General features: G+C 41.7%; 11 protein-coding genes. 10 read left to right on the top strand and 1 reads right to left on the bottom strand.

Going from position 1 to position 15,024, the window contains the following annotated elements; genetic code table 11:
• Positions 1 to 15: 15 nt before the first annotated feature.
• Positions 16 to 1,299: an isocitrate lyase gene (gene aceA / locus ACFX4X_RS02415; protein ID WP_061464360.1), complete on the top strand. Its 1,284-nt coding sequence runs from the start codon at positions 16 to 18 to the stop codon at positions 1,297 to 1,299.
• 92 nt (positions 1,300 to 1,391) lie between these two features.
• Here aceA and ytvI read toward each other — a convergent pair whose 3' ends face one another.
• On the bottom strand, positions 1,392 to 2,519 hold the full coding sequence (ytvI, locus tag ACFX4X_RS02410) for a sporulation integral membrane protein YtvI (RefSeq protein WP_377381279.1): 1,128 nt from the start codon (positions 2,517 to 2,519) through the stop codon (positions 1,392 to 1,394).
• 194 nt (positions 2,520 to 2,713) lie between these two features.
• Between ytvI and ACFX4X_RS02405 the strand changes: the two genes are divergently transcribed.
• The 9 genes from ACFX4X_RS02405 (at position 2,714) to polA (ending at position 15,022) form a co-directional block, all read left to right on the top strand.
• A complete protein-coding gene (locus ACFX4X_RS02405) occupies positions 2,714 to 3,175 on the top strand; it encodes a DUF441 domain-containing protein (RefSeq protein ID WP_089361733.1) in 462 nt (153 codons plus the stop codon).
• Between the two features lie 541 nt (positions 3,176 to 3,716).
• Positions 3,717 to 4,832 carry a citrate synthase gene (citZ, locus tag ACFX4X_RS02400; RefSeq protein ID WP_061464357.1) on the top strand — a complete coding sequence of 372 codons (1,116 nt, stop codon included), beginning with the start codon at positions 3,717 to 3,719 and terminating at the stop codon, positions 4,830 to 4,832.
• Positions 4,833 to 4,925: 93 nt separating this feature from the next.
• Positions 4,926 to 6,242, top strand: coding sequence for an NADP-dependent isocitrate dehydrogenase (icd, locus tag ACFX4X_RS02395; protein ID WP_284470036.1), 1,317 nt, complete (start codon positions 4,926 to 4,928; stop codon positions 6,240 to 6,242).
• Positions 6,243 to 6,365: 123 nt separating this feature from the next.
• Positions 6,366 to 7,301 carry a malate dehydrogenase gene (gene mdh / locus ACFX4X_RS02390; RefSeq protein WP_061464355.1) on the top strand — a complete coding sequence of 312 codons (936 nt, stop codon included), beginning with the start codon at positions 6,366 to 6,368 and terminating at the stop codon, positions 7,299 to 7,301.
• Positions 7,302 to 7,555: 254 nt separating this feature from the next.
• On the top strand, positions 7,556 to 8,275 hold the full coding sequence (locus ACFX4X_RS02385; RefSeq protein WP_061464354.1) for a response regulator transcription factor: 720 nt from the start codon (positions 7,556 to 7,558) through the stop codon (positions 8,273 to 8,275).
• Positions 8,272 to 10,050, top strand: a complete 1,779-nt coding sequence (gene pnpS, locus ACFX4X_RS02380; protein WP_377381274.1) for a two-component system histidine kinase PnpS — start codon at positions 8,272 to 8,274, stop codon at positions 10,048 to 10,050. The genes ACFX4X_RS02385 and pnpS overlap by 4 nt, the downstream gene beginning before the upstream one ends.
• Before the next feature lie 255 nt (positions 10,051 to 10,305).
• Positions 10,306 to 11,340, top strand: a complete 1,035-nt coding sequence (gene hflK / locus ACFX4X_RS02375) for an FtsH protease activity modulator HflK (protein ID WP_377381399.1) — start codon at positions 10,306 to 10,308, stop codon at positions 11,338 to 11,340.
• Positions 11,337 to 12,269, top strand: coding sequence for a protease modulator HflC (hflC, locus tag ACFX4X_RS02370; protein ID WP_377381271.1), 933 nt, complete (start codon positions 11,337 to 11,339; stop codon positions 12,267 to 12,269). The genes hflK and hflC overlap by 4 nt, the downstream gene beginning before the upstream one ends.
• A 128-nt stretch (positions 12,270 to 12,397) precedes the next feature.
• Positions 12,398 to 15,022: a DNA polymerase I gene (gene polA / locus ACFX4X_RS02365; RefSeq protein WP_284470039.1), complete on the top strand. Its 2,625-nt coding sequence runs from the start codon at positions 12,398 to 12,400 to the stop codon at positions 15,020 to 15,022.
• Positions 15,023 to 15,024: the final 2 nt, after the last annotated feature.

Here is a 15,024-nt window from a genome sequence, read left to right as displayed (position 1 = left end):
TAGGAGGAAACTATAATGATGAATGAAAGAGCGCAACAATTACAACAAAACTGGGAAAATGACTCACGGTGGACTGGGATTAAACGTCCTTATACGGCGGACGAAGTTATTAAATTAAGAGGTTCCATCGATATTGAACAAACACTGGCACGCCGTGGTTCTGAGAAACTATGGAATCTATTAAATACAGAGGATTTCATCAATGCATTAGGAGCATTGACTGGTAACCAAGCAATGCAACAGGTGAAAGCTGGTTTAAAAGCAATCTACCTAAGCGGCTGGCAAGTTGCGGCAGATGCTAACATCGCAGGGCAAATGTACCCTGACCAAAGTTTATATCCAGCCAACTCCGTGCCGCAAGTGGTTAAACGCATTAATCAGACACTTCAGCGTGCAGACCAAATCAGCTTTGCCGAAGGAAAAGAGGATATCGATTGGTTCGCTCCAATCGTAGCGGATGCTGAAGCCGGCTTTGGCGGTTCCCTTAACGTCTTCGAATTAATGAAAGGCATGATCGAAGCTGGAGCGGCAGGCGTTCACTTTGAAGACCAGCTTTCTTCAGAGAAAAAATGTGGTCACCTAGGCGGTAAAGTTCTTCTGCCAACCCAAACGGCAGTACGTAATTTGGTTTCCGCCCGATTGGCAGCCGACGTAATGGGGACACCGACTATCTTAATTGCCCGTACGGATGCTGATGCTGCAGACTTGATCACCGATGATATCGATCCGGTCGATGCACCTTTCATCACTGGCGAAAGGACTCCGGAAGGGTTCTACCGCACCAACGCGGGCCTTGATCAAGCAATTGCACGCGGCCTTGCTTATGCACCGTATGCCGACCTTATCTGGTGTGAGACTTCTGAACCTAATCTAGCGGATGCTCGCCGCTTTGCCGAAGCGATCCATGCAGAGTTCCCGGGTAAACTCCTTGCTTACAATTGCTCCCCATCATTTAACTGGAAAGCTAAATTAAGTGATGAAGAAATTGCCAGCTACCAAGTTGAATTGGGTAAATTGGGTTATAAGTTCCAATTCGTTACCCTTGCTGGCTTCCACTCATTGAATCATAGCATGTTCAATCTTGCTCTTGGTTATAAAGACCGCGGTATGGCTGCATACTCAGAACTTCAACAAGCAGAGTTCGCCAGTGAACCCGACGGCTATACAGCAACACGCCATCAACGTGAAGTGGGAACTGGTTATTTTGATGAAGTGGCACAAGTCGTTTCTGGTGGAACATCATCCACAACAGCACTTGCAGGTTCTACTGAAACAGAACAATTCGAGACGTCAAAATAAAGGCTTGAAACCAAAAATCCGCCTCGTACCCGAGGCGGATTTTTATATGGAATGGGAGAATGCTATAAGATATAAAGATAAGCTGGATTACTTTATGTGGTTCTCTTTGTATCTTGCCCGATGATGAAAGACCATATGGCCTTAAAGACATTGGCACGCTGAATTGTATTGAATATGACAAGTACGACAGGTCCTGCAATCAGCCCAAGGAAACCGATCAATTTGAAGCCGATGAACAAGGCGATGAGAGTGGCGAGCGGATCCAAACCAATACTGGAAGAAAGAACTTTTGGCTCTATTAACTGGCGCTGGACAACAACGATTATGTACAGGACGGACAAACCGATTGCAAGACTTGTATTTCCGGCAATGAATTCAAAGATGATCCAAGGAATGAAAATCGTCCCTGTCCCTAAATAGGGAATGATATCGACCAGTCCGCATATCAGGGCAATGGTAATTGAATAATTCACCCTTAAGATGAGAAAGCCGATTAAAATCGTGACAGTCGTCAATGAAACAAGAGTGAATTGTGCACGGATAAAACCAAATAAAGCTCGTTTTAAGTCCCTGAATAAACGCTTGGCACCCGAAAAAATCTTATCAGGCAACACTTTTCCTGTCACAAGGCCAAAGGTATCCCAATCTTTACTGATGAAGAAAGTGCCCAGTAGGGTAAAAAGGAGTGCTGTTGCCGTAGTTGGAAACCATCCGATAATTGTGGGAATGTTCTTCAAGAACGCTTGAATGAAGCCGCTTACTCCGGTAGTGATGGATTCACCGATATTTTGGATATTCTTGAGGACTGTGTCTTGCTGTTCGATATCCAAATTATTGAACATGGCAGCTATTTGATTATATAAAGGGATGACGGTTGAAGTGATGTATGTTTCTATAAAGTCCACGATCGTTTCAATGTGTTGTGGTATGACTCCGGCAAGGTAATTGGTCCCTGAAATGATCTCGGTGACCAGTAAGGTGATTAGACCCGCAAATAAAAGGAAAATGAGCAAAAGGGAAATGAATACAGCCAATCCCCTTGGCAGTCTTCCTTTCTTTTCGAAAAAAGTGACCAGGGGGTTCATCAAGAAAGCGATTATCATGGCAATAATGAATGGGTATGTATACTTAGATAAATAAAACAAGGCAATTCCACCTAAAATTATTCCTCCGACGACCAGTAAAGAACGAATGAAACGATACATATATACTGGATTCAAGACATATCCTCCTTCTATCATAAAGTTTGTATTATAATTGTAACGATGATGGAAAAGAAAGGAAAGATTCTTTCGTCATTCTGCTTAACTTTTTCCCGTTAAAATACATAGCTCCATAAATCGGTCTCCTCTAAAGAAAGAGAGGAGTTTGTTATGTTAAAATAACAAAAAAGAAGAAAGAAGGTGAAGGGAGAATGATCAACGGTCCTGTCGTATTTTTAATTTTACTTGCAGCAATCGGTTGGTTTGGGAAAAATATGTCACTGATCATGGCTGCGGGTTTTCTTTTAAGCATGAAACTGATTGGCCTTGACGCTAAAGTGTTTCCATATTTAGAAGCCAAAGGAATCAACTTGGGCGTTACTATCATCACGATTTCCGTACTCATCCCAATAGCGAATGGGGCGATTGGTTTCAAGGAACTTGGGGACGCCATTAAATCCCCTTATGCCTGGATTGCGCTTGCATCCGGAATAGCGGTTGCACTCATAGCGAAAAATGGGATTACACTCCTGTCACATGATCCGCATATTACTGCGGCTCTTGTTTTTGGGACGATTCTTGCTGTCGCATTATTCAAAGGTGTAGCTGTCGGTCCGTTAATCGGGGCAGGAATTGCTTATTTATGCATGCAGATCTTTAATTTTTTTAAATGAAGCAAGTGGCGGAGGATAAAAGAGCTCGTCAACATTGGGAATGGGAATTTTCTATCTAATGTTTCATTTCTTCTGCTTTGCGACAAATTTTCAAAAAAAACGTGTTGGATTGCATAAAAAAAAGCAGGTGAATATGTTGCTAATTTTTCTAATGAAATAATAATTTTTTCACATTTTAAGTGCTTTTCATTCCCAAAAAAGTGTTTATTGTTTATAATAATCATGTAACTGCTCTGTTTTATTAAAAATGGGATTCAGAATATCATTGATATTTTTGAGGAACCTTAAAAAAAGATGTAGTTATTGAGCAAGCGCTCACTAGGAATAGCTACAAACATTATTTTTAGAATTTCGTATAAAAGATTATCGTACATTTTACTATTGTTGGGGGCATATTCCGTGAACGCTTCAATACAAGATGTATGTCTTCTGCTAAAAAATAGATGGTTGTATTCAGAATAGCTAATTTCCTTGGAAGCGCTATATTTATACGCAATGAGCAAGGGTATAGGGGAATATCTAGGAAAAGGAGAGATTTAGTATGACAGCAACAAAAGGTCTTGAAGGTGTGGTAGCAACAACTTCATCAGTAAGCTCCATTATCGATGACACATTAACGTATTCAGGTTATGACATCGACGATTTGGCTGTAAATGCAACATTCGAGGAAGTAATCTATCTTTTATGGCACGGAGCTCTTCCAAACAAAAGCCAACTAAAGGAATTAACTAAACAACTTGCTGAAAATGCTGCAATTCCAGCAGAAGTGGTTAATCATTTCAAAACATACCCAATCGATAAAGTACATCCAATGGGAGCTCTTCGCACAGCTGTATCTCTTCTTGGTCTTTATGATGAAGAAGCGGATGTAATGAATGAAGACGCTAACTATCGTAAAGCAATCCGCATCCAAGCAAAAATCCCTACATTGGTAACAACTTTCGCTCGCATCCGTCAAGGTAAAGAAGCGGTTGCACCACGTACAGATTTAAGCTTTGCTGCTAACTTCTTATATATGTTAAGTGGTAATGAACCAACGGCAATTGAAGAAGAGGCATTCAACAAAGCATTGGTCCTTCATGCTGACCATGAATTGAACGCTTCCACATTCACTGCACGCGTTTGTGTGGCTACATTATCCGATATCTATTCTGGCGTAACTTCTGCCATCGGCGCTTTAAAAGGCCCACTTCACGGCGGAGCTAACGAACAAGTCATGAAAATGCTTACTGAAATTGGTTCAGTTGATAACGTTGAGCCATATATCAATGAAAAATTAGCCAATAAAGAAAAAATCATGGGCTTTGGCCACCGTGTGTACCGTAAAGGTGATCCACGTGCTAAACACCTTAAAGAAATGTCCCAAAAACTTACTGAACTTACTGGACAACCGCAATATTATGATATGTCCATTAAAATTAATGAAATCGTAACTGGTCAAAAAAATCTTCCGCCAAACGTAGATTTCTATTCTGCTTCCGTATACCATAGTTTAGGTATCGAGCATGACCTATTTACACCAATCTTTGCAGTAAGCCGTGCTTCAGGCTGGATCGCTCATATCCTTGAGCAATATTCAAACAACCGCCTGATCCGTCCGCGTGCAGAGTATGTTGGACCAGGTATGCAAAAATATGTACCGATTGAAGAACGCTAATTAAAAGTTTTTCAAAAATTATTTTTTATTTCATCGATTTTGTAGTAAATTAATAGATGTGAGTAAAAAGGGTTAGTGGTCCTGCCTCGTTTAATGCCGGGCCATCTAACCTTTGAATTTGAATCGGAGGTAAGAGACATGACACAAAGCCAAAAAATCACAGTTACTAACGGTGCTCTTAACGTACCAAACAATCCAATCGTTCCTTATATTGAGGGAGACGGAATCGGTCCTGATATCTGGGCAGCAGCTTCTCGCGTTTTAGACGCAGCAGTTGAAAAAGCTTACAACGGCGAAAAGAAAATCGAATGGAAAGAAGTTTTAGCTGGACAAAAAGCATTTGACCAAACAGGCGAATGGCTTCCACAAGAAACTCTTGATGTCATTAACGAATATCTAATCGCTATTAAAGGACCTCTTACAACTCCAATCGGTGGCGGTATCCGCTCATTGAACGTTGCATTGCGTCAAGTATTGGACTTATTCGTATGTCTTCGTCCAGTACGTTACTTTGATGGTGTGCCTTCACCAGTTAAACGTCCGGAAGACACTGACATGGTCATCTTCCGTGAAAACACTGAAGACATCTATGCTGGTATCGAATATGCAAAAGGTTCTGACGAAGCTAAGAAATTAATCGAATTCCTACAAAATGAATTCGGTGTTAAAAACATTCGTTTCCCTGAAACTTCAGGTATCGGAATTAAACCGATTTCTGAAGAAGGAACAAAACGTCTTGTTCGCTCTGCACTTAACTATGCGATCAAAGAAGGCCGTAAATCATTAACGCTTGTTCATAAAGGTAACATCATGAAATTCACGGAAGGCGCATTTAAAACTTGGGGTTATGAAGTTGCAGAACAAGAATTCGCCGATAAAGTGTTCACATGGAACCAATATGACAAAATTAAAGATGCTGAAGGCACTGAAGCTGCTAACAAAGCACAATCTGCTGCTGAAGCTGAAGGCAAAATCATCGTTAAAGATTCCATTGCTGATATCTTCTTACAACAAATCCTGACTCGTCCTAAAGAGTTTGATGTTGTTGCAACAATGAACTTGAACGGAGATTACATTTCTGATGCATTAGCTGCACAAGTTGGCGGAATCGGTATCGCTCCAGGAGCAAACATCAACTACGAAACTGGACATGCCATTTTCGAAGCAACTCACGGAACGGCTCCTAAATATGCTGGTCTTGATAAAGTTAACCCATCTTCAGTACTTCTTTCAGGCGTTCTTTTACTTGAACACCTTGGATGGAACGAAGCTGCAGACAGCATCACAAAATCAGTGGAACAAACAATTGCTTCTAAAGTCGTTACATACGATTTTGCCCGCCTAATGGAAGGCGCAACAGAAGTTAAATGTTCTGAGTTCGCTGATGAGCTTATCAAAAACCTTAAATAATTTATAAATGCTTTCTGGAAAAGTACCTTAATGGGCTTCTTTTCCAGGGAGCTTTATATATATATGTGCATGAAAATGTTAAAAGTATTCCAAAATATTCACATATTTTAAGGAGGAATTAACATGTCTAAGCGTAAAAAAATCACAGTGGTAGGTGCCGGTTTCACTGGTGCTACAGCAGCATTCCTAGCAGCTCAAAAAGAACTTGGTGATATCGTTTTAGTTGATATTCCGCAAGCTGAAAACCCTACAAAAGGTAAAGCTCTTGATATGGCGGAAGCAGGACCTGTTCTTGGTTTCGACGCTAACATCATCGGTACATCCAACTATTCAGAAACAGCTGATTCCGACGTAGTGATCATCACTGCTGGAATTGCCCGTAAGCCCGGCATGAGCCGTGACGACTTAGTTCAAACTAACCAAAAAGTTATGAAATCAGTAACTAAAGAAGTGGTTAAATATTCCCCTAATACAACAATCATCGTTTTGACTAACCCTGTAGATGCAATGACTTACACTGTTTACAAAGAATCAGGTTTCCCTAAAGAACGCGTTATCGGACAATCGGGTGTTCTTGATACAGCTCGTTTCCGCACTTTCGTAGCTCAAGAATTAAACTTATCCGTTAAAGATGTAACTGGTTTCGTGCTTGGCGGACACGGTGACGATATGGTCCCTCTAGTCCGTTATTCTTATGCTGGCGGAATTCCTTTGGAGACATTGATCCCCCAAGATCGTTTAGAAGCAATCGTGGCTCGTACTCGTACAGGTGGCGGAGAAATCGTAAACCTTCTCGGAAACGGAAGCGCATATTATGCACCGGCTGCATCCCTTGTGGAAATGGCTGAAGCAATCCTTAAAGACCAACGTCGCGTTCTTCCATCCATCGCTTATCTTGAGGGCGAATACGGATTCGAAGGAATCTACCTTGGTGTGCCAACTGTACTAGGTGCAAACGGCATTGAACAAATCATCGAGCTTGAATTGACTGAAGGCGAAAAAGCGGCACTTTCAAAATCAGTTGAATCAGTTAAAGCGGTAATGCAAGTTCTTCAATAAGAGATGGTGAAAACAATCTCTTGATCAGACTGCCTGGAATATTGGAAGGGAAGGCCGAGGCCATCTTCCATCTCCGGGCAGTCTTTTTATCCGCTTTGGAACAAATCCGGGGGCGATAAGCCCCTGCTTAAGGTAGGAATAACTTTCAATACGTTTTTTTATGTGTAAATTTCATATAATATTCTTTATAATGGAATTGGATGAGTAGACTGAGAATTTGGTCTATGGGGTAATACATAATTCAGGGGGATCTAATGTCAAAGAAAATTCTCGTAGTGGATGATGAACAATCAATAGTTACCTTACTTCAGTACAATTTAGAACAAGCAGGCTATTCGGTGATCACTGCTTTGGATGGAGAACAAGGACTACAGGCTGCTGTGGACATACGCCCCGATTTAGTGGTATTGGATTTGATGCTGCCTAAAATGGATGGGCTTGAAGTATGTAAACAGCTTCGCCAGCAAAAAATCAATATACCGATCTTGATGCTGACTGCTAAGGACGATGAATTTGACAAAGTTCTGGGACTTGAACTTGGAGCGGATGATTATTTAACCAAACCATTTAGTCCGCGGGAGGTAGTAGCACGGATTAAAGCCATATTAAGGAGATCTCAGTTTCAATCGAACGGCAGTGAGTCAGGTAATGATCAGGAAGATGGTCTCTTGAAATTAGGGGAATTGAAAGTATTCCCGGATCGATACGAAGCATTCTTTGATGAACAGCAATTAGAATTAACTCCAAAAGAATTTGAATTACTTTTATACTTGGCGAAGAATAAAGGACGAGTATTGACTAGGGACCAACTGCTCAGTGCGGTATGGAATTATGATTTCGCGGGAGATTCCCGAATCGTCGATGTGCATATTAGCCATCTTCGTGAAAAAATAGAGAAGGATACAAAAAAACCTCTATATATCAAAACGATAAGGGGCTTGGGGTATAAGCTTGAGGAGCCTAAAAAAGAATGACGACCTATCGTAAAAAGCTCTTATATACCCTCATCACGCTGGTGATGGTCGTCCTGATGGCCGTGGGCTTTTTATTGGGGCATTTGTTCAAAAGTTATTATATTACAACTTTCAATGAGCGCATACAGAACGAAACATTCTTCATTTCTACATATATTCAAGAGCATGGGGGGATCGCGTCCTTTTTGGAAGAAGGGAAGACGGCAAAACTGACTCCCCTTTTAGATTCGAACTTAACGATTCTCTCTACGAGTGGGGAAATATTATACGATTCGACATCATCAAATGAAATACTTAAAAGCCATTCCAAGGTCCTTCGCAAAATAACTTTGGAAAAAGGGCTTAAGTATGGGGAAGGGTTTGAGGTGGTTGAAGGGGAGTCGGACCTCCATTTTTATTGGAAGACGGTCGAAAAGGATGGCGAGATTGAAGGTTTTGTCGTCCATAGCAATGAAATAGAGGCCATCGATCAAGTGAATAAACAAATGTGGCAAATATTGATCATTTGTTTAGGGGTTGCCTTGATCATCATTCTCATGCTCGCGAGTAAAATCACTTCATATTATATCCGTCCGATCGAGGAGGCGACGATGGCAGCCATCGAACTGGCAAAAGGGAATTATGGAACTCGGACATTCGGGAGGCAAACTGATGAAACCGGAATGCTGACAACTTCCTTGAACATATTGGCGAGGAATCTTCAGGAAACTGAAATAGCGAGGGAAATGAATCAGGATCGTTTGGAAGTACTTGTTGAAAATATCGGTAGTGGTGTCTTGCTCATAGACAGTAAAGGGTATACCACCTTAATCAACCGGGAATTCAAGAAAAGCTTCCATGTAAACTCCGCTACTTTTTTGTTTCAGGAATATTACTCGGTCATTAAAGATCAGGAAGTGATTGCCATAATCGAAGAGATCTTTCGGACGGAAAAAACGATAAAACGCCAGGTGAGGATACCGCTTGCAATAGAACGTAAGCATTTTGAGATTTACGGGGCTCCCATTATCGGGAATCATGATGAATGGAAGGGGATCCTCCTCATTTTCCATGATATCACCGAATTGAAAAGGCTCGAGCAAATGCGGAAGGATTTCGTGGCTAATGTGTCCCATGAATTGAGAACCCCGATCACTTCTATTAAAGGGTTTTCAGAAACATTGTTAGATGGGGCTTTAAAAGACGAAAAGACCTTAAAGCACTTTTTAACGATTATCTTGAAAGAAAGTGATCGGCTGCAAGAGCTCATTCAGGAGCTTCTGAATTTATCAAAAATGGAGCAGCAGGAATTCGTTTTGAACGCAGGTGTCGTGGATATTACGAAAGTCCTTGGTGAAATACAAGAGATGCTTATTGGGAAGCTGAAGGAAAAAGAAGTATCGCTTGAAATTAAAGCATCACAGGAACCTGCTTTCATTGAAGGGGAATCTGATAGGATCAAACAGGTTTTCATTAATTTGATAACGAACGCATTGACCTATACCCCAAATGGCGGGAGGGTCACCGTGAATATCATGGAGAATGAACAGACGGTTGATATTGCAGTTCAAGATAGCGGGATCGGCATCGAAGAAAAAGAACTGCCGAGAATCTTTGAACGGTTTTACAGGATCGATAAGGCAAGGAGCCGCGATTCAGGAGGAACTGGCATTGGACTGGCAATCGTCAAGCATATAATAGAAGTCCATAAAGGTAAAATCAACGTGGAAAGCACACCTGGAACCGGGACGACTTTTACAGTCACTTTAAATAAAAGCTTAAAAGGAAAGATGTAGCGGGTTTCGTGAATTTACATGTCCTTTACAATTTCTTAAAACGGACTTCATAATGCAGGGGTACAATGTTTGTACAACCCCTCATCCAAGGAGTTAAACATTGACAGAGACCCATAGTCTCTGTCTTTTAATTTTGTCTTATTCCCCGGGAACCATTCCTCTATCCTATTTTCTTAGGAAAATATTTGGTTTTCATGAAACTTTAGGCCCTTTCTTGCGTAAATAAGATATAACGGCAAAGAAGGGGTGATACATATCGTTACCTTAAAAAGGATATATACGATCATAGGACTTGTCTTTCTAATTTTAATTTTGGGTGTAGTTGCGATATCGACCTGGTACACGGTTGATGAATCCGATCAAGCTGTCATAATGACGTTTGGTAAGGTGGAGCAGACGATAACAGAACCAGGACTTCACTTTAAGCTGCCTTGGCCGATTCAATCGGTTGAAAAATTATCGAAAGAAACATTCAGCCTTAAGTTTGGATATAAGGAAGAGGATGGAAAGGTGAAGGATTACCCGAGTGAGACCAAGATGATTACGGGTGATGAAAATATTGTGCTAGCCGACCTAGTTGTTCAGTGGAAAATCACAGACCCTCCAAAATATCTATACAATGCAGATGATCCAGAGAAAATATTATATGATACGACTTCAGCTGCCTTACGGAGCATTATCGGCAGCACGAAAATAGATGATGCACTTACATCCGGTAAAGCGCAAATTGAAGCGGATGTATGGGGATTGCTGTCACAGCTAATGGAGAAATATGATGTCGGAATTTCGATATCTGCGGTTAAACTCCAGGATGTGGAGTTACCGAATGAAGAAGTCCGGAAGGCTTTTACCAATGTAACGGATGCCAGGGAAACGGCCAATACGAAAATAAACGAAGCGGATAAATATGAAAATAAACGGATGAATGAAGCGGAAGGGGAAAAAGACGCCATCATATCACAGGCCAATGGGGATAAAGCTGCCCGTACGGAAGCTGCCCGTGGGGATGTAGCGGTCTTTGAAAAATTACTAAGTGAGTATAAGGGCAATAAGGGGATTACGAAGGACCGTCTTGTTATTGAGACCCTTGAAGAAGTATTGCCGAATGCGGAGCTTTATATCATGAATGATGATGGAAACACAATGAAGTACTTGCCGCTTCGCTCGCTTGAAAAAGAGGAAACGAAAAAAATGCCTGCACCTGATGAATCCACTGCTCCAGAAGGAGAAACGGAAAAAGGGAATGCAACGGAAGAAAAAGCGGCGGGGGAAGGGGGCGCTAAACAATGAGTGGAAAAATAATAGATTTCTCTGAGTTGAAAAAAGGTGATTTTCATTGGAGAGGCTACGTGAAAATTGGCATTTTCCTCATTATTTTATTCGCGTTGCTGCTAATCATCTTCACCAATGTATATATCGTCAAAGAGGGCGAATATAAAGTCGTCCGTCAATTCGGTGAAGTGGTAAGAATTGATAAAACCCCGGGTTTGAAGGTAAAAGTGCCATTCATCCAGAGCGTCATGACCTTGCCGAAGTATCAGATGAGTTCTGATGTATCCGAGGCGGAAATCAATACGAAAGATAAAAAGCGGATGCTGATCGACAACTATGCAGTATGGAGAATAGAAGATCCGAAGAAATTGATTACAAATGCAAGGACGCTACAGAATGCCGAAACGAAAATGGAAGAGTTCATCTATTCGGCAGTTCGTTCAGAGCTGGGCCAGCTGAATTATGATGAAATCATTAATGATGAGAAGTCATCCAGGGGAAGTTTAAACGACCGCATAACAGAAAAAGTCAACGAACTGCTCCAAAAGGACAGTTATGGCATCAGCCTGACGGATGTCCGGATAAAGCGGACTGACCTGCCAGCCGAAAATGAATCATCCGTCTTCAAGAGGATGATTTCAGAGCGGGAATCGAAAGCGCAAGAGTACCTATCCAAAGGTGATGCGAAGAAAAATCGTATCATTGCGGATACTGATCGTAAAGTGAAAGAATTGCTCTCGACTGCAGAAGCTGATGCAGAAGTTATCAGGGCTGAAGGAGAAGGGGAAGCAGCGATAATCTATAATAAGTCGTTTTCCAAAGATCCCGAATTCTATAAACTATACCGGACTCTTGACTCCTACAAAAAAACGATTGGAGATCAAACGGTCATCGTTCTGCCGTCGGATTCCCCATATGCCAGCTTGTTAATGGGAAATACTAAATAATCGCCGTTGCCGTCATTTTTCTTTCCGCTTCTACTCATGGTAGAATAGAGAAAGAAAATGAACGGCTTTTTGCGTTTTTAAATAGAAGCTAAAACTACATAAACCTGTATGACTGGAGGAAGACGGAATTGGATAAAAAGTTAGTACTCATAGATGGAAATAGCATTGCATACCGTGCGTTTTTTGCACTTCCGCTCTTGAATAATGATAAAGGGGTACATACGAATTCCGTTTACGGATTCACCATGATGCTCAACCGCATTCTTGAAGAAGAAAAACCAACGCACATACTTGTTGCATTCGATGCGGGTAAAACGACATTCAGACATGCTTCATTTAAAGAATATAAAGGGGGACGCCAAAAAACGCCGCCTGAATTATCTGAGCAATTTCCTTTCATTCGTGAGCTGCTTGATTGTTTTCAAATAAAAAGGTATGAACTGGAGAACTATGAAGCCGATGATATTATCGGGACGCTATCTTTACAAGCTGAAAAAGATGGTTTTGAGGTGAAGGTCATTTCCGGTGATAAGGATTTAACACAATTATCCTCCCCTAGTACGACGGTTTCCATTACGAAAAAGGGGATTACTGAAATTGAGGAATACACTCCAAAGCATATACATGAAAAATACGGTCTATCCCCCTTTCAGATCATTGATTTAAAAGGGCTGATGGGAGATGCCTCCGACAATATTCCTGGCATACCGGGTGTTGGTGAAAAAACCGCCCTTAAGTTATTGCATCAATTTGAAACGGTGGAAAACCTCCTGCAGTCGATTGATGAGGTAAGCGGACAAAAATTGAAAGAGAAAATAGAGGAACATAAAGACCTGGCTCTATTAAGTAAAGAGCTGGCTACAATAACGAGGGAAGCGCCGCTTGAAGTTTCTGTAAACGAGACCGAGTACAGCGGCATGGATCAGGAACGAGTCATCTCATTCTATAAAGAGCTAGGCTTTTCGACTTTGCTCGATAAATTGGATGTAACGGAAAGTGTACCGCTTGAACAGGAAAAGATAGAGGTTCACACGGGTGAAATGTCAGAAGGAATGTTTGCAGATGAAAGTGCTTTATATGTTGAAACTTTAGAAGATAATTATCATCGTGCAGATATTATAGGGATAGCCATCAGTAATGAACAAGGTCATTTTTACTTCCATGGAGATGATGCTCTGAGTTCCGCGGCATTTAAAACCTGGGCAGAGGATGAAACAAAAAAGAAAACGGTTTTCGATGCGAAGCGTACGGTTGTTGCACTCCGTCATAGAGGCGTCGAAATAAAAGGCATCGATTTTGATGTGTTTTTGGCATCCTATATCCTAGATCCGGCAGAGTCAGTGGATGAAGTGGCCGAAATCACGAAAACACAAGGTACAATCCGTCTTGAGACAGATGATGTTTTTTATGGGAAAGGTGCAAAACGGAAGATTCCTGGGCAAGCTGAATTGAGCGAGCATATCGCCAGAAAATCGAAGGCAATCCTTTCTCTTAAAGAACCGATGATCAATAAACTGCAAGAGTTCGAGCAATATCATCTGTTAACGGAACTGGAGCTGCCTTTGTCGATCATCCTGGCTAATATGGAATGGCAGGGCATCAAGGTGGATATAGGCCGGCTGAAAAACATGGGGCAGGAATTAGCCATTCGCTTAAGAACCATTGAAGCACGAATTTTTGATTTGGCTGGAGAGGCTTTCAATATCAATTCACCTAAACAGCTTGGGGCCATCCTTTTTGAAAAGTTAGAGCTTCCGGTCATGAAGAAAACCAAAACAGGTTATTCCACTTCAGCCGATGTACTGGAAAAACTGGAGAGCCAGCATGATATCGTTAAGGAAATATTACTGTATCGCCAGCTTGGTAAGTTGCAATCCACATATATTGAAGGCTTGCTCAAAGTGGTCAATGCTAAAACGGACAAGGTGCACACCCGGTTCAACCAAGCATTGACCCAAACCGGCCGATTAAGTTCTACAGATCCCAACCTGCAGAACATCCCTATCAGACTGGAAGAAGGCAGGAAAATCAGGCAGGCCTTCATTCCTTCCGAAAAGGATTGGATCATTTTTGCTGCGGACTATTCGCAAATCGAGTTACGCGTGCTGGCGCATATCGCCAATGACAGCGGATTGGTGGAAGCATTCCAAGCCGGGATGGACATCCATACAAGGACAGCGATGGATGTGTTCCATGTAAAGGCGGAGGAAGTCACGTCGAACATGAGGCGCCAAGCAAAAGCCGTCAACTTCGGAATCGTTTATGGTATAAGTGACTACGGGCTATCGCAAAGTCTTGGCATCACGAGAAAAGAAGCTGGAGAGTTCATCGAGAAGTATTTAAGGAGCTTTCCTGGTGTTCAGGAATATATGGAAGAAAGTATACATGAGGCACGTCAAAAAGGGTATAGCACGACTTTGCTGCAAAGAAGGCGCTATATACCTGAGATTACAAGCAGGAATTTCAACATCAGGAGCTTTGCCGAACGGACAGCGATGAACACACCGATTCAAGGCAGTGCCGCGGATATCATCAAGCTTGCGATGATAAATATGAATAAGCGCCTGAAAAGTGAAGGGCTGAAAACGAGAATGCTTCTTCAGGTGCATGATGAATTGATTTTTGAAACTCCTCCCGAGGAACTCGAAATCCTTAAGGTGATCGTTCCGGAGGAAATGGAAAATGCCATTGAATTGAACGTGCCCCTTAAAGTGGATTATGCTTTCGGGCCAACATGGTTTGATGCCAAATAATA

The organism is Peribacillus sp. YIM B13481 (assembly GCF_042787985.1).
GTDB classification, from domain to species: Bacteria; Bacillota; Bacilli; order Bacillales; family DSM-1321; genus Peribacillus; species Peribacillus simplex_A.
The sequence above is the reverse complement of the archived record's forward strand: the minus strand, read 5'-3'. Positions and strand labels throughout refer to the sequence as shown.